The organism is Enterococcus sp. DIV0840, from assembly GCF_050527835.1.
Taxonomy (GTDB): domain Bacteria; phylum Bacillota; class Bacilli; order Lactobacillales; family Enterococcaceae; genus Enterococcus_L; species Enterococcus_L ureasiticus.
In genome coordinates, this window is the sequence record NZ_CP172876.1 from 229,060 (window position 1) to 242,816 (window position 13,757).

The window sequence follows — 13,757 nt, forward strand, 5'->3', positions numbered from 1 at the left end:
TGAAAAAAGAAGTGGTGTTTGTATAGGCATCGTCCGTGAAAAAGGAGGAGAATTATGGAAAAGCAAAGTATAAAGACAAAAAATAATCAACCGATTAAAATGATAAGTTATCAGGAGGTATATTATCTGCATGATATGTTGGAACAACTAAATTCATGGGAGAGTGCTTTAAAACTACTAAATGAATTCTTTAGCGATCAAAAGCGTCCTGTTAATAAAAAGAAAATAGCGAATGAATACCATGCTTGCTCTCAGATATTTACTACTTTCCACAATGATTTTTCACAAACCTTACAAAAAATGGAAAGCCAGATTATTATTTTGAGAGGCAAAGAAAAAATTTAATTAAATAGAAATGTTGTTTAAAAGCTTAGAACAAATTAGTAAGTAAACCAAAAAAAGTTAGACTAAAAAATCTAACTTTTTTTGGTTTATTACAAGTTGATTTGTAGATCTAAGCTTTTTTATTTTGTATCAAAAAATAAAAATTATACGAGTTAAGTAGTGGAAGAAGTTTGTCAGGACGCAACAGATCCAGAACCAATGTTTGTCTATGTTCCAGAGGCGCATGTATTTGGAGATAAGACATTCATTACCAATGATGCAAATGACGTGTACCTAAGAAAAGCCGCGAAAGTGAATATTTACTTTATTTTCCAAGGCAATCAAAAACAAATTGAAAATAGCTTCGATGACTTTAATAAACGACTACGCACGAATATCCCAGCAGGAATGATCGGTACACGTTTAGCGGATCAAGGATTTATCAATGTGAAATCAGGCTATAGTGAACCAACAGTTGAGCTAGATGAGTCTCATTTCTTTGTTGGACGGAATGCTTGTCGAGTGAAGTTGGTTAGTGAATAAAATAAATAATTATTTACTGTGACAAGGAGGGAAAAGCGATGGCTAAAGACGATGCAGCAGAAAAAAAGCGTCAGGAGAAGAATGCTCAAAATAGACGAGAATCAACACGATGGCAACAAATTGGAAATGAGCGAAAAGCAAATTATGATAAAAATCAAAAAAAATTAGAACGATTAAAAGAAGCAAAGAGCAAATTAGAAAAATCTATGAAGAACTTTGCACAGTTTGAGAGTCAAGTGAAGCAATACCCAACAAAATTAAGCACAGGACAATTTAAAGGAACACTTCGAGATAAATTTGATGAAAAAGCAAACAAAATGGGTACGGCATTGCACACAGAAGAGAATTCTTATCAAAGAAATATGGCAAAATTAGATGCAGAAATAGCAAAGAAAGAATTAGAACAAGGAGATTTGCTTGGTGCTGCAGAAAGTGCCTTTAATACGGCAAAAAATTTCTTGGCTTCTATCTTTTAGCCTGATACGAGGAGAGATTATAGATGGGGAAAACAGGTGTAGATAAGGCGGCATGGGATGCAGTAGTTTCAAAAGCAGATAGTGCTGTTTCAAGTATTTCCAAACCAACGATTAATGAATTGGGCAAAACAACTCTAAAACGTTTTAAAAAAGTGATAGAGACACAAAAAACACTGGTGAATACAGTAGAATCTTTCAAAAATGTTTCAAGTACAGATACACAGAAAATGAAACAAGTTGCTGAAAATATTGTCAACGAAGATAAGCAAGCATCTAAATCATTTGAACAAAATACAACCAAAGTGAGGTTTAAGTGATGGCAAATTATGATTCAAAGAAATTTTTTGAAGGTGTTTTGATCAATGATGAATCACTTACCTTTGAAGTGACAGAAGAGCTTATTCTAACGGGTGTTCTCTTAGGAGCAAATTTTCAATTATTAAAATCAGTCTATAAAACGTATCGAAATTTAGATCAGCAATTTGAACACAAACCTATGGTCGGTGCTAAATTGAGCGTATTCTTTGATTATGAGGAACAAACGGTTACCTTTGATCGCCAATCAAGTCAAGTGGTATTGACTATTCCCCAATTTTTACAATACATTGGCAAAATTGATGTTGCATTTGCGCCTATTTATCCAGTTGGAACAACCGTTGAACTGGATGAAAGTATGTTGCCAGACAGCGTAGCAGAGATGTTTAAAGACGGCGATTTAGGAGCAATTGTCACTCTTACTGGAAGAAAAGTCCCGTTGATGTCAGGGTTTGATCATTATATTGTCGATTATTTAGGACGACTATGGCCGTTTGGAGAAATCCCTGGTAATGACCCAGTCTTGATTTCAAATATGATGATCAAGCGTGTAATTGCAGAAAGTTATACGAATGAATACGAAGAAGCCTTTTCCTTTGATGTATTACGGGCTACCCAAGTATTAAATCAACAAATCTCTACAGCGTACATGACGACAGAAGATGCGATTTCCTATTATGAAACACTTTCTGGAATGACAACAACAGAGTAGATAGTAAAATGTAAAGAAAGGAGCATATTATGGGCTTTCATGTAGAAACAGCCGAAATGAAAAAGGCGTTGGAACAGTATCAAAAACTATCCAAAACGGCACAAGAACAATTAGATAATGCCAAAAGTTCAATGAACGGTATCATTAACAGTAATGCGATGCATGGTCAAGTAGGCCAAGCAATCGCGGCTGATATCAATAATAATAAAAATACCGTACTTGTTGGCTTAAAAAATAGCTATAAGTTAGTAGAAGCAGACCTCCAACAAACTTATGCAGATTTTGCAGGAACCACAGGAGAAACCTCACAAAGTGCGGTGTTAGATGAAGATGTCTTAACGAAGGCAAAAACAGCTATTGATAAATTTAAGACGGAACACAAAGAAAAAAGACAAACCATCAAATCAACGTACAGTGATATAGCCGATCTGATTTCGCTCTCTATGCCAAGCAGTAGTACCTTTACAAGTGCTTGTGACGAAGCAAAAAAACAGTTGGATAAGATCATTCAAAAAGTCAATGAGTTTGATAGTAAGCAACCACCAAGCTCAGCAGAAGAGATCATCAATGTTTTAGCTCAACAAATCAAAATGTCTGAAACAGCGAGTGGCTTAAGTTATACAGATCCAAGATTTATGGAATTTGTCTCACAAACAGAATTAGCAGAAGCAATCAAAGATATCGATAGTCAAATTGCTAAGGCAGAAGCAGATGCAAAACTGGCGGCGGAAAAAGCCGCCAAGGAAAAACAAGAAGAATGGGCAAAACATCACCCAGTAGAAAACTTCCTACAAAATATGTCAGATAGCATCGGCGATTGGTGGGGCAATGTAGTAGAGGGAACAAAAAATCTTTCTATCCCTAAAGGGTTTAAAGATATTCTTCTATTTGGAGAAGGATTCCTTGGTGCCGCAGGTGAGATGGTCAGTTCAGTAGCTATTGGAGGTAGCCAGTTAATTCATCTAGGCATTGAATTAGTCGAATGGGGTCTTGATTCAGCGAGAGGTATTCAAACACCCCAATGGAAACTAGACGATATCAAAGGAGCATGGGAAAATACAAAGGCGATTGGCAGTACGTTAAAAACAATCGGCTTGGGGCTTCAAGGAGCCACGAATCCATGGTTATTGGCAGTTAGCCCAATGCATCGAGAAGCTTTAAAAGAAACCTTTGACATGGGCGCAGGAATCGTTAATACTATAGTTAACGATATAAAAACAGGAAATGCCTATGCGATAGGTGGCTATGTATTTGATGTAGCGAGTATGTTTGTCGGAGTCGGAGAAGTAAATGCGGCTCTGAAAGGAACGAAGTTAGGCGTAAAAATAGCTGAGGGATTAAATGCGTTCAAAGCAACAACGAAAGCCACGACGTTGAGTAAACTAGGCAAAGTGACATCGATGGTCGATAAAGGCTTGAAGTATGGAGATGATGCCTTAAAAGCCTTTATGACAAAAGTGAAGAATATTCCAATGCCAATAATGGACGAAATAGCTCTTGCAGGTGGAGGAAGCGTCAAAGTTGTTGGTAAGGGAACGTTGGATGATTATATGAAGGCAGCAAAAGCTAACTTTAGTAAGGGTAGTGGCGCTGTTGATGATGTGGCTAAGAAATTAAAATCCGATGATTTTACCAAAGAGGTACTAGAAACGAAGCCTAAAAATTCTCGAGATCCCAAAAAATGGTTAGAAAAAGGTGGAGAAATCGATATTTTAGAAGATGGAACTTGGGTATATACGAACTCTAGCGGGCAATCAGTTAAATATACGGATGGATTTCCAGACTTTAAAGAAGCCGGTCTTGTAAAGCAAGAAGTAAATATAGGTGAGTTTACTAACTACCCCAATGATTTTAAAAATGCTGACAAACTTGCTCCTAATGGACCTAGAGATGCGGTAAATAATACATGGCATCACCATCAAGATTTGAAAACTCTACAAGAAGTAGATAAAGGAATTCACAAGGAGTTCACACATAAAGGTGGAATGGCACTTAAAAAAAGAAAGTAGGAGAATAGATAATGATTAAATTGAATCAATTCGGTGTTACTACGAAAGAGAAAATAAACGAGTTGGAAAATAAATATAATTTGATTCTGCCTGATGATTACAAAACTTTCTTGTTAAGTAATAATGGAGGGATTGTTGAGAAGGATGAATCGAATGGGGTGTTCGTTGAAGATATCAATGAACAAATAATTATAGATGTTTTTTATGGTGTTGATACCGGTCAAGAAAAAGCTAATATCAATTATTGGATGGATAGTTTGTTGGAAGATTTATTGGAAGATACAGTCATTATTGGTGATGACATCATTCAAGGATTGATATTGATAATTTGTAGTGGAGAAAATGCAGGGGTATACTATTGGGACGATGCTTATAATTTTGATGGATCTGATGAAGAGGTAAATACCTATTGGATTGCTGATAGCTTTACTGATTTTATTGCGATGTTCAAATAAATCTGTATGTTCATGATGTTATGGGGTGACTTATGTTTTGGCTTAAGTTGTTTAATGTTAAATTAGAAAGACTTTTCAAAAATAGATTTTCGATAAAAAAAATATTTAGGCGAATTAATGAATAATATTAACGGATTTGGTTATGTATCAGAGGTAGATATTTTATCTTTGGAAGAAAAATTTGATATTGTATTTCCAGATGACTATAAAGAGTTTTTAGAAAATTATAACGGAGGGTTACCTAAAAAAAATTATTTAATCACTCATTTAGACAATACAGGAGAAGAAATAGTTTTGGGTTCATTACTTGGAATAAGTGAAAATGAAAATTTTGATTTAGAAACTTGGTTTTTTGAATATGAAGATGAACTTCCGCCATCAAGCTTTATAATTGGTACTGAATATAATTCAGGTTTATTTATTATGATAACCATTGGAGATGAAAAGGGAGTTTATTTTTGGGATGATGCACAAGAACTAGAAGGCTCTTCAGATGAAGAAAATGTATATTGGGTAGCAGACACATTTAATGGATTTTTAAAAAGTTTTACTATCAAAGATTAAATAATCATCATTATTATGTCTCTGCTTATATTTTATGTAATAGTTTTTAAAGAGTAAAAATAGAGAATCTACGGTAAGGGGATTCTCTGCTGATGAGATAATATTAGAATTAGAAAAAAGTCTTGGAATCTTTGTAAATACTCATCAGAAGTAGGTTGAAATGAATGAGAGAATTTAAGCAAAAAATAGGAAATAAAGAATTTATAGCTACTGTAGAAAAAGAGTTAGAGCCTCAATTGTTAAGCCTGTTCTACATCCTAAAAAATATGAATGAGGAAGAGTTAATAAATGGATTTTCATTCCAAATTGGCTGGTCAATTTATTTTTTAGAAGAAATAAATAAAGACTCATTCGTTATACTAACAAATGATACTAGCAAAAATCCTTTTGAAGATAAGACTAAAGATTTAACCTTGGCACTATGGGTACAGTTAGAACAAGGTCATTTTTTGAGAAAACTAAACTTAGAAGGCAAATCAATTAGTTTTAGCGATAAAATCATACTTCAAAAAAATATTTTAACTTTCGATACAATGTATATGCAAAGATCTAGTGATGTGGAACTAGGTGATTCAGGTTGGTATATAGGTAGTATAGAAGAGGATAATTCAGAAGAAGATCTATATGCCTTATATGCTTATCAACTTTTAAAACAAAAACCTGAGATAATTCAAGTTCTGGCTCTCCCAGATGAATATATGGTAATTTATGAAAATAATGAAATAAAAACTGTAATGAATGAAAATGATGAACCAGTTCTATAAAAAATATATGAGCAAAAGCTATACTTATTTACGATGAAATAAGGGAATAACGACTTATGATTAAATGTAGCGAAGATAATAGTGGGAATATTTTTTACAATATAAAAATGGAAGACATAATTGAAGTAGAAACGGCATTAGAATTAGAAATTCCTAAAGAACTAAAGGAATTCTTTTTGAGTGTAGGTTATGGTTTTATAAAAGGCTCTGAATATAATATCAACCGTATAATGGATCCTTATTCTATAAGAGATTTTAAATTAAAACAAAATGATTATGAATTTTTTCCAGATATTGAAGTTTATGATGATTTAGAAAATGAATTGGTATTTTTCGAAGCGAATGAAACCGCGATGATTTCAATAAAAATATCTAATAATGAGAGAAATGAAATTTATTATGATGAATTTAAGATAGCCGACTCGCTAGAAGAATTTTTAAAAAAGATTTCGGAAGATGATGAATATTATCTGAAGTTAATAGATTAATCAGTCTCAATAAGTCTAGTAAAATGGTATCAGCAAAAAATGCTGATACCATTTTTTGTGCATAATTGTAGGATAATCAAATTTTCGATAAGAGAACTGTTTAAATAATAAAAGACTTATTGAAATACATCAGAACAAGTTCAATGTATTTTATAGATTCTAAATAATCTAATGGTTAAAAACTAAGCCAGAGAGCAGTATTAAAAAGTAAAATTCTTACTATAAAAACAGTGTAAGTTCCCAAATGATGGTGTTTACACAGCATTTCCTACTCATTTCAACCGAATTATTTCAGTTATATCATCAATGTCCAAAGCATCGGCTATCCTCTCAATATGTGGCAAATAAATTTTCTCTCTTTTATTATTAGCCAATTTATTAACAATTGAAGGCTCGATATCTGATAAACGAGCAAGTTCTCTTAAAGAGATTCCCCTATCTTCAACTAGTTGTTTCAAACGAATTTCTACTTTTCTTTCCATAGAATTCTCTCCCTTTTTAGTGTTGTTTATAAGAACATCATATAGTATAATAAAAAAAGAAGTGGTGTTTGTATAAGCATCAATTCTGAAAAAAGGAGGAGAATTATTGAAAATCAAAGTGTAAAGACAAAAAATAATCAACCGATTAAAATGATAAGTTATCAGGAGGTATATTCTCTGCATGATCTGTTGGAACAACTAAATTCATGGGAGCGTACTTTAAAACTACTAAATGAATTTTTTAGCGATCAAAAACGTCCTGTTAATAAAAAGAAAATAGCGAGTGAATACCATGCTTGTTCTCAGATATTCACTACTTTCCACAATGATTTTTCACAAACCTTACAAAAAATGGAAAGCCAGATTATCATTTTGAGAGGCAAAGAAAAAATTTAATGAAATAGAAATGTTGTTTAAAAGCTTAGAACAAATTAGCAAGTAAACCAAAAAAATTAGACTAAAAAATCTAACTTTTTTTGGTTTACTACAAGTTGATTTATGTGTCTGGGCTTTTTTGTTTTGTATCAAAAATAAAAACTGAACGAATTAAATAACGGAAGAAGTTCGTCAGGACGCAACAGATCCAGAACCAATGTTTGTCTATGTTCCAGAGGCGCATGTATTTGGAGATAAGACATTCATTACCAATGATGCCATTGACGTGTACCTAAGAAAAGCCGCGAAAGTGAAGATTTACTTTATTTTCCAAGGCAATCAAAAACAAATTGAAAATAGCTTCGATGACTTTAATAAACGACTACGTACGAATATCCCAGCAGGGATGATTGGTACACGTTTGGCGGATCAAGGATTTATCAATGTGAAATCAGGCTATAGTGAACCAACAGTTGAACTAGATGAGTCACATTTCTTTGTTGGACGAAATGCTTGTCGAGTGAAGTTGGTTAGTGAATAATTGATAGTTTAAGTGTAAAAGGAGGTAAAACGATGAGTAAAGACGATGCAGCAGAAAGAAAGCGACAAGAGAGTAATGGTCGAAATCGACAGGAAGCAACAAAATGGCAACGTATCGCAAATGAGCGACAAGCAAATTATGATCGAAATCAAAAAAAATTAGAACGATTGAAAGAAGCAAAACGAGCGTTAAATAAGTCAATGTCGTCCTTCTCCAAATTCGAAAATGAAGTCAATCAATACTCAACAAAATTGAGTACGGGACAGTTTAAAGGTACGCTTCGTACAAAATTCGATCAGAAGGCTAAAAAAATGGGGACAGCTTTGCATAAAGAAGAAAACAAGCATCAACAAAATTTATCCAAACTAGATGCAGAAATAGCAAAGAAAGAGTTAGAGCAAGGTGATTTGATGAGTGCTGTCGGAAGCGCCTTTGATATGGCAAAAAATTTTTTAGCCTCTATTTTTTAGTAAGAAAAAGGAGAGATGAACTATGGCAATAGGTGTTGATAAACAAGTCTGGGATGGTGCGGTTAACAAAGCAGAGAGTACAGTATCAAGCATTTCAAAACCAACCATCAACAATTTAGGAAAAACAACATTGAAGCGATTCAAAAAAATAATAGAAACCCAAAAGAAACTTGCAAATACAGTAGAATCCTTCAAAAATGTTTCGAAAACAGATACGCAAAAAATGAAAAAAGTTGCTGAACATATTGTCAGCGAAGACAAGCAAGCATCTAAATCATTTGAACAAAATACAACATTATTTGAGCAAAAAACATCTAAAGTGAGGTTCAACTAATGGCGAGTTACGATACAAAAAAGTTCTTTGAAGAGGTTCTAGCAAATGATGATTCTTTACTTTTTGAGGTAACGAATGAGTTGATTACAACTGGCGTTTTATTAGGAACAAACTTTCCTTTGTTAAAAGGAATTTATAAAGCCTATCGTAATGAAGAAGAACAATTCGAACATAAGCCAATGGTTGGTGCTAAATTGACGGTCTCTTTTGATCATGATACTCAACGTGTGGTGCTTGATCGTCAAACGAGTCAAGTAGAACTGACCAATGAACAGTTTCTTCAGTATATGGGGAAAATCGATGTTGCCTTTGCGCCGATTTATCCTGTTGGAACAACGGTCGAATTAGATGAAAGTATGTTAACAGAAGAACTAGCGGAACTCTTTAAAAAGGAAGAGCTAGGCGCAGTTGTCACGTTAAGCGGTCGGAAGATTTCTTTGATGAGTGGGTTTGAGCAATACATTGTAGATTATCTGGGTCATTTATGGCCTTATGGTGAGATTCCCGGGAATGATCCTATTTTGATTTCGAATATGATGATCAAACGGGTCATTGCGGAAAGTCCTACAAATGAGTATGAAGAAGCGTTTGCTTTCGATGGTTTACGAGCGACTCAGGTAACCAAGCAACAAGTTTCAACAGCGTATATGAAACCAGAAGATACGATTGCTTATTTTGAAGTGTTGTCTGAGTTGTCAGAACAAGAATAATAGGGTAAACGCATGGAAAGGAGTGTATTATGGGATTTTATGTCGATACAGCAGAAATGAAGAAAGCAGTAGAAGAGTATCAAAAGCTTTCTAAGACAGCGCAAAGTCAATTAAATACTGCAAAAAACGCAATGAATGGTATAATTAACAGTAACGCAATGTCTGGTAAAGTAGGACAAGCTATATCAGCGGATATCAATAATAACCAGAATGCCGTAATTGTTGGATTGAAAAGTAGTTATCTAGCCGTTGAAATGGAGCTACGCCAAGCGTATCAGGATTTTAAAGGGACAACAGGAGAAACCTCTGATTCAGCAGTCCTTAGCGAAGAAGTCTTGACCAAAGCAAAATCAGATATTGACAAGATGAAACAAACCTATCAAGAACAAGTGAAGAGTTTCCATTCCGTTTATAGCAGTATTTCTGATCTAATTTCATTATCCGCCTCAAAGAGTGACTTTAATCAAGTAGCGGATGCGACGAAGAAATATGTGGATGAAATCATTCAAAAAGTCAATCAGTTCGATAGTAAGCAAGGCAATTCGGCTAATGAAGACATGATTCAGTCTTTAAGCACGCAAATTAAAGCAGCACAGAAAGTCGGAGGATTAGGCTATACCGATCCTCGTTTCCTTGCATTTGCGAATAGTACTGCTTTAGCAGATAATGTTCAAGCGTTCCAAAAAAAGGTGACTGAAGCAGATGAAAAGCAACGAAAAACGAAAGAAAAAGATCTGAACTCAATGACGCCATCAGAAATGATTGCGAAGTATGGAGTGGACGATCCAGATGTGAAGAAACGGATAAATGATATTAATAATGGGATTAGTTATACCGCACTAAACAAACTAAAAGATGGTATGGAAAATATAGTTTTTCCAATCAATCAAGATATTGCAATGGGTTTATCTGAAGAATGGTTAACAAATAATGGTGATCTATTAGCAACTAGCTTATACAATACTGGTACAAAATATTTTGGAGGAACTGAAGTGGCTTCTGGTTTTTATGCTGGATCAAAAATTGCAGGAGCAGCTAGTAAGGCTATGCCAATTATTGGCTCCGTAATTGATTATGGTAGCATGGTTGCTAATGGGGAATCCGCCAATGACGCAGCAGCAAAAACTGGAGCTCATTTTATTACTGGTGTAGGTGTTGGCTTAGGTGTAGCTGCCTTGGGGCTGTCAGGTGGACTGGCGGTAGTCGCAGGTGTTGGAGCAGCATGGCTCATTAATGAATTTATTGTAGACCCTTTGTACGATACCACTAAAAAAGTTGTTGGAAATGCCGTAAATGCTGCTGGAAAATGGGTTGGAAATTTATTCAAATAAGGAGCTTACTATGCTTTTAGAAAATAACTATATCTTAATAACCAATAAATTTCATGGAGAAAATAATTTGTATTATGATTTAACTAAGAATCATTTTTTTAAAAGCCAACAAAAAATACCTTCTGGAGTTTATATTTTAACTGTGTTAGCAATGGCAGCAACAAGGTCATTAAAGTATCAATCAGTAGACGGAAATTTTTTGCTACTGTTATTAGCAGCGATTGCTTCAGGAATTCTGTTAGGTTGTATTATTCAACTTATTAATAAATTTTTCCAATCTTCTCAGTCACTCAAAATACTTGAATTATCTACATCTGAAATAGAAGAATGTTTGAAAAACGGGAAAAAATTGTTATCCAATCAACTTAAATTTTTGATTGTTGCGTGTATGTTCCTAGTATTTATTTGTGTTTCTTTTTACTTTAATAGAACATGGATGTATTTTGTAGGTATTACTGTTTCGAGCATGCTAGTTACGATTTTGTTTGTGTTTATTAATTATTTTAATAAAACTAAAACTTTTTCGATTATAGAGAAAAATAAATTATAAATAAAAGAGCTAACTATGTAATCGTAGTTTTTACAATTTTAAGTGGTGTAACAGAAGTTGCTGGTTTCGTAATAAATACAGATGTTGATTATACATTATGATAAATTGAAAAAACCTGTTGGAAATGCAATAAAAGCAGGAGTAGATTGGATAGATTCATTATGGAAATAATTACCAAAGAAAAAGAAAGATATACTTATTTGTATATTAATCAAGAAAACAATACAGCTATTTACTACGAAGGGAAATCTCAACAGTTTTATATATTGAAAAATCAGAATTTTGATAAAAAGTGGGGATTTGTTGGATTATTTCTAGCTCCGTTAAATTTGATTTTAAATAATAATGTTTTTGGAAGCATTAGAATAAATTACTTTCTTGCCTGTTTCTTTGGTTTAATTTTAGGCTGTATATGCTTATTTTTGATCCACCGTTCGTATTCCTCAAATCAATTAACTAAAATAAATTTGAGTATACAAGAAATTGAAGATTGTTTAATAAATTTAAAAAAAATAAAAGAAATAAAAATAGCATTATTACTGGTATGGATTTTCTTTTTCATTTTTATGTCGGTTATGTTCTTTGATAAATCAAACTATACTTCGTTACTTTGTTTAAGTATACTATGCTGTTTCTTATTGCCACTTATGGAAAATATGAATTTTATTAGACATAGAAGAGTAACTAGATCCTTGAAACAATTATTAAATCAAATGAAAGTAGGTAAATTATAATGGAATTGTTACCAATTGGAACTGTAGTAACGTTGAATGATGGAGAGCAAGAACTAATGATAACTGCTCGTTTCCCATTATACGACAATAATGGAACTGTAGGTTATTTTGATTATGCGGGTTGTTTCTATCCCCAAGGTCAATTCAATGAGGGAAATTATTTTTTTAATAGTGAAGATATTAAAACGATTCACTTTACAGGATATATTTCTGAAGAAGAACAAGAATTACAAAAAAATATTAAACAACAATTAAAGTCTACCACATATAAGAAATTGTCAATTAAAGAAACGCTTTAGTAATCCACTAAAAGAGAAAGTAAATCGTAGTAGTTACCAGTCGCGTTCTGGTGACTACTATTTATTTAAAGAAGACAGTTGAAAAGCAATAAAAAACGAAAAAAAATCTAAACTCAATGACGCCATCAGAAATGATTGCGAAGTATGGAGTGGACGATCCAGATGTGAAGAAGCGGCTGAACAGTCTAAACAATCAACTTACAGCCAATGGATTCTTAACGGATACATCATTAAGTCTTACAGAAGAATATCTAGCTAAATATGGTGATAATCTAGCGGCTGGTCTATACAATGTAGGAACGAGGTACTTTGGTGGAACAGAAGTAGCATCGGCATTTTACGCGGGGTCAAAAGCCACTAGTTCACTGGCAGGTTCAGCAGGGAAAGCTTTTCCAATAATTGGGTCAGTAATTGATTATGGTTCACAAGTTTACAGCGGTGAGAATAGCACAGATGCTTTAGCAAAAACTGGTGCCCATGCAATCGCAGGTGTTGGAATTGGACTTGCAATTGCTGGATTAGGATTAACAGGAGGTTGGGCTATAGTTGCTGGTATTGTTGTTGGCAGTCTTGTAAATGATAAAATAGATGATATATATGATTCGACTAAAAAAGTTATAGGAGATGGAGTAAATGCTGCTGGAAAATGGGTTAGTAATTTATTTAACGGGTAAACAGAATGGATAAAAATTATGTATTTATCTGTAAAGGATTAATCAAGGATACTGCGATTTATTATGAGCTTTCTTCAAAAAAAGTCATTTTGTCTGATTTCAATACTTTTAATAGTAATTATGCATTTTTAGCATTGGTTTTTTATCCTTTTTTTAAAATTTTGAAAAAAGAAACTATATCATTTGCCCCTATCTTGCTCGTTGTAATAACGACCATAGTGGGTGCTTGCTTAGGTTTATTACCTGTTTTTTTAAAAAAACAAAAAGAAATTGTAGGTAAAAAAATTGAAGAAATAACTGATAGCGAAGATGTGTTACTTTTTGTTTCAAGAGGAGAAAAATTGATGACTCCACAAGTAATTTCTTATATAGTTTTAATTGCATTTACCTTGTCTAACTATAGAGACTTATACAATAATAATTCTATCGCTGACGCTTTGTTGTCAATATTATTAATAGCATTATTGATAAACATATGGCTTCAATTTGATTTTATAAGAAGAAATAAAGTATATAAAAAACTGAAAAATATAATAGAACTTCAATAATTATCTAATCAAAGAAGATTAAATTATTTGGATTTCTATTTAGACTTTAAATGTTTGTT

The 13,757-nt window shown here is 33.2% G+C and carries 21 protein-coding genes; 20 read left to right on the forward strand and 1 reads right to left on the reverse strand.

Translation table 11 applies throughout. The annotated features are described in order from the left end of the window. The first annotated feature begins 54 nt into the window (after positions 1-54). The 10 genes from IGL98_RS01060 to IGL98_RS01105 all read left to right on the forward strand — a co-directional run bounded on the left by IGL98_RS01060 (position 55) and on the right by IGL98_RS01105 (position 6,650). Positions 55-345: a hypothetical protein gene (locus tag IGL98_RS01060; RefSeq protein WP_069654198.1), complete on the forward strand. Its 291-nt coding sequence runs from the start codon at positions 55-57 to the stop codon at positions 343-345. 159 nt (positions 346-504) lie between these two features. Further along, the gene (locus tag IGL98_RS01065) at positions 505-867 is read left to right on the forward strand and encodes a hypothetical protein (protein ID WP_242590171.1); all 363 of its coding nucleotides are present in this window, start codon (positions 505-507) and stop codon (positions 865-867) included. 38 nt (positions 868-905) lie between these two features. After that, positions 906-1,343, forward strand: coding sequence for a DUF5082 domain-containing protein (locus IGL98_RS01070; protein ID WP_206911963.1), 438 nt, complete (start codon positions 906-908; stop codon positions 1,341-1,343). Positions 1,344-1,366: 23 nt separating this feature from the next. After that, entirely contained in the window at positions 1,367-1,660 is a 294-nt protein-coding gene (locus IGL98_RS01075; protein ID WP_010771988.1) for a TIGR04197 family type VII secretion effector, read from the forward strand. Further along, complete coding sequence (locus IGL98_RS01080; protein ID WP_086277484.1) at positions 1,660-2,370, forward strand: DUF4176 domain-containing protein; 711 nt, start codon at positions 1,660-1,662, stop codon at positions 2,368-2,370. Before IGL98_RS01075 ends, IGL98_RS01080 begins: the two co-directional genes overlap by 1 nt. Positions 2,371-2,399: 29 nt before the next feature. Continuing rightward, complete coding sequence (locus IGL98_RS01085) at positions 2,400-4,379, forward strand: T7SS effector LXG polymorphic toxin (protein ID WP_206911962.1); 1,980 nt, start codon at positions 2,400-2,402, stop codon at positions 4,377-4,379. A gap of 11 nt (positions 4,380-4,390) precedes the next feature. Further along, a complete protein-coding gene (locus IGL98_RS01090; RefSeq protein WP_206911961.1) occupies positions 4,391-4,834 on the forward strand; it encodes an SMI1/KNR4 family protein in 444 nt (147 codons plus the stop codon). 117 nt (positions 4,835-4,951) lie between these two features. Continuing rightward, positions 4,952-5,398, forward strand: a complete 447-nt coding sequence (locus IGL98_RS01095; RefSeq protein WP_206911960.1) for an SMI1/KNR4 family protein — start codon at positions 4,952-4,954, stop codon at positions 5,396-5,398. A 164-nt stretch (positions 5,399-5,562) separates the two neighbouring features. After that, positions 5,563-6,162: an immunity protein Imm33 domain-containing protein gene (locus IGL98_RS01100; protein WP_206911959.1), complete on the forward strand. Its 600-nt coding sequence runs from the start codon at positions 5,563-5,565 to the stop codon at positions 6,160-6,162. A gap of 56 nt (positions 6,163-6,218) precedes the next feature. Further along, positions 6,219-6,650, forward strand: a complete 432-nt coding sequence (locus tag IGL98_RS01105; RefSeq protein WP_069654200.1) for an SMI1/KNR4 family protein — start codon at positions 6,219-6,221, stop codon at positions 6,648-6,650. A gap of 272 nt (positions 6,651-6,922) precedes the next feature. On the opposite strand, the gene IGL98_RS01110 is transcribed toward IGL98_RS01105, so the two are convergent. After that, the gene (locus IGL98_RS01110; RefSeq protein WP_010772000.1) at positions 6,923-7,132 is read right to left on the reverse strand and encodes a helix-turn-helix domain-containing protein; all 210 of its coding nucleotides are present in this window, start codon (positions 7,130-7,132) and stop codon (positions 6,923-6,925) included. A gap of 592 nt (positions 7,133-7,724) precedes the next feature. Here IGL98_RS01110 and IGL98_RS01115 point away from each other — a divergent pair. The 10 genes from IGL98_RS01115 to IGL98_RS01160 all read left to right on the forward strand — a co-directional run bounded on the left by IGL98_RS01115 (position 7,725) and on the right by IGL98_RS01160 (position 13,698). Further along, positions 7,725-8,048 carry a hypothetical protein gene (locus tag IGL98_RS01115; protein ID WP_242590170.1) on the forward strand — a complete coding sequence of 108 codons (324 nt, stop codon included), beginning with the start codon at positions 7,725-7,727 and terminating at the stop codon, positions 8,046-8,048. A 32-nt stretch (positions 8,049-8,080) separates the two neighbouring features. After that, positions 8,081-8,518 (forward strand): DUF5082 domain-containing protein, encoded by a 438-nt coding sequence (locus IGL98_RS01120; protein WP_010772003.1) that lies wholly within the window; start codon positions 8,081-8,083, stop codon positions 8,516-8,518. Between the two features lie 22 nt (positions 8,519-8,540). Further along, positions 8,541-8,852 carry a TIGR04197 family type VII secretion effector gene (locus IGL98_RS01125; RefSeq protein WP_206911958.1) on the forward strand — a complete coding sequence of 104 codons (312 nt, stop codon included), beginning with the start codon at positions 8,541-8,543 and terminating at the stop codon, positions 8,850-8,852. Continuing rightward, positions 8,852-9,562, forward strand: a complete 711-nt coding sequence (locus tag IGL98_RS01130; protein ID WP_339099344.1) for a DUF4176 domain-containing protein — start codon at positions 8,852-8,854, stop codon at positions 9,560-9,562. The genes IGL98_RS01125 and IGL98_RS01130 overlap by 1 nt, the downstream gene beginning before the upstream one ends. Positions 9,563-9,591: 29 nt before the next feature. Further along, positions 9,592-10,893: a T7SS effector LXG polymorphic toxin gene (locus IGL98_RS01135; RefSeq protein WP_339099343.1), complete on the forward strand. Its 1,302-nt coding sequence runs from the start codon at positions 9,592-9,594 to the stop codon at positions 10,891-10,893. After that, complete coding sequence (locus IGL98_RS01140; protein WP_206848206.1) at positions 10,856-11,443, forward strand: hypothetical protein; 588 nt, start codon at positions 10,856-10,858, stop codon at positions 11,441-11,443. Before IGL98_RS01135 ends, IGL98_RS01140 begins: the two co-directional genes overlap by 38 nt. Before the next feature lie 161 nt (positions 11,444-11,604). Then, the gene (locus IGL98_RS01145) at positions 11,605-12,177 is read left to right on the forward strand and encodes a hypothetical protein (protein WP_206848207.1); all 573 of its coding nucleotides are present in this window, start codon (positions 11,605-11,607) and stop codon (positions 12,175-12,177) included. Then, the gene (locus IGL98_RS01150; protein ID WP_339099340.1) at positions 12,177-12,476 is read left to right on the forward strand and encodes a DUF4176 domain-containing protein; all 300 of its coding nucleotides are present in this window, start codon (positions 12,177-12,179) and stop codon (positions 12,474-12,476) included. Before IGL98_RS01145 ends, IGL98_RS01150 begins: the two co-directional genes overlap by 1 nt. A gap of 131 nt (positions 12,477-12,607) precedes the next feature. Beyond that, entirely contained in the window at positions 12,608-13,150 is a 543-nt protein-coding gene (locus tag IGL98_RS01155) for a hypothetical protein (RefSeq protein ID WP_339099341.1), read from the forward strand. 5 nt (positions 13,151-13,155) lie between these two features. Next, on the forward strand, positions 13,156-13,698 hold the full coding sequence (locus tag IGL98_RS01160; protein WP_206913501.1) for a hypothetical protein: 543 nt from the start codon (positions 13,156-13,158) through the stop codon (positions 13,696-13,698). The last annotated feature ends 59 nt before the right edge of the window (positions 13,699-13,757 follow it).

Bases quoted from the DNA above. Each gene is read 5' to 3' on its own strand.
- IGL98_RS01060 (WP_069654198.1), top strand. From the start codon at position 55: ATGGAAAAGCAAAGTATAAAGACAAAAAATAATCAACCGATTAAAATG.
- IGL98_RS01070 (WP_206911963.1), top strand. From the start codon at position 906: ATGGCTAAAGACGATGCAGCAGAAAAAAAGCGTCAGGAGAAGAATGCT.
- IGL98_RS01075 (WP_010771988.1), top strand. From the start codon at position 1,367: ATGGGGAAAACAGGTGTAGATAAGGCGGCATGGGATGCAGTAGTTTCA.
- IGL98_RS01080 (WP_086277484.1), top strand. From the start codon at position 1,660: ATGGCAAATTATGATTCAAAGAAATTTTTTGAAGGTGTTTTGATCAAT.
- IGL98_RS01085 (WP_206911962.1), top strand. From the start codon at position 2,400: ATGGGCTTTCATGTAGAAACAGCCGAAATGAAAAAGGCGTTGGAACAG.
- IGL98_RS01090 (WP_206911961.1), top strand. From the start codon at position 4,391: ATGATTAAATTGAATCAATTCGGTGTTACTACGAAAGAGAAAATAAAC.
- IGL98_RS01095 (WP_206911960.1), top strand. From the start codon at position 4,952: ATGAATAATATTAACGGATTTGGTTATGTATCAGAGGTAGATATTTTA.
- IGL98_RS01100 (WP_206911959.1), top strand. From the start codon at position 5,563: ATGAGAGAATTTAAGCAAAAAATAGGAAATAAAGAATTTATAGCTACT.
- IGL98_RS01105 (WP_069654200.1), top strand. From the start codon at position 6,219: ATGATTAAATGTAGCGAAGATAATAGTGGGAATATTTTTTACAATATA.
- IGL98_RS01110 (WP_010772000.1), bottom strand. From the start codon at position 7,132: ATGGAAAGAAAAGTAGAAATTCGTTTGAAACAACTAGTTGAAGATAGG.
- IGL98_RS01115 (WP_242590170.1), top strand. From the start codon at position 7,725: ATGTTTGTCTATGTTCCAGAGGCGCATGTATTTGGAGATAAGACATTC.
- IGL98_RS01120 (WP_010772003.1), top strand. From the start codon at position 8,081: ATGAGTAAAGACGATGCAGCAGAAAGAAAGCGACAAGAGAGTAATGGT.
- IGL98_RS01125 (WP_206911958.1), top strand. From the start codon at position 8,541: ATGGCAATAGGTGTTGATAAACAAGTCTGGGATGGTGCGGTTAACAAA.
- IGL98_RS01130 (WP_339099344.1), top strand. From the start codon at position 8,852: ATGGCGAGTTACGATACAAAAAAGTTCTTTGAAGAGGTTCTAGCAAAT.
- IGL98_RS01135 (WP_339099343.1), top strand. From the start codon at position 9,592: ATGGGATTTTATGTCGATACAGCAGAAATGAAGAAAGCAGTAGAAGAG.
- IGL98_RS01140 (WP_206848206.1), top strand. From the start codon at position 10,856: ATGCTGCTGGAAAATGGGTTGGAAATTTATTCAAATAAGGAGCTTACT.
- IGL98_RS01145 (WP_206848207.1), top strand. From the start codon at position 11,605: ATGGAAATAATTACCAAAGAAAAAGAAAGATATACTTATTTGTATATT.
- IGL98_RS01150 (WP_339099340.1), top strand. From the start codon at position 12,177: ATGGAATTGTTACCAATTGGAACTGTAGTAACGTTGAATGATGGAGAG.
- IGL98_RS01155 (WP_339099341.1), top strand. From the start codon at position 12,608: ATGATTGCGAAGTATGGAGTGGACGATCCAGATGTGAAGAAGCGGCTG.
- IGL98_RS01160 (WP_206913501.1), top strand. From the start codon at position 13,156: ATGGATAAAAATTATGTATTTATCTGTAAAGGATTAATCAAGGATACT.